1 protein-coding gene is annotated in these 245 nt (G+C 72.2%); it reads left to right on the forward strand.

The window, feature by feature from the left end; translation table 11 throughout:
• On the forward strand, positions 1-245 hold a 245-nt coding region (locus JS521_RS36250), incomplete at both ends, for an acyltransferase domain-containing protein (RefSeq protein ID WP_205087058.1).

Here is a 245-nt window from a genome sequence, read left to right on the forward strand (position 1 = left end):
CACGTCGCGGGGGTGCTGTCTCTGGACGACGCGTGTGTTCTGGTGTCGGCGCGCGGCAGGCTGATGGACGCGTTGCCGGCCGGTGGGGCGATGCTGGCTGTGGGGCTGGCCGAGGAGGCGCTTGTCCTGCCGGACGGGGTGGATCTCGCGGCGGTCAACGGGCCTGCTTCGGTGACGGTGTCGGGTGACGCGGAAGCGGTCGGCGCACTGGAGGAGGGGTTGCGCGGCGACGGTGTGCGGGTGAA

Origin of the sequence: Streptomyces durocortorensis (assembly GCF_016901035.1) — a bacterium.
GTDB lineage: Bacteria > Actinomycetota > Actinomycetes > Streptomycetales > Streptomycetaceae > Streptomyces > Streptomyces durocortorensis.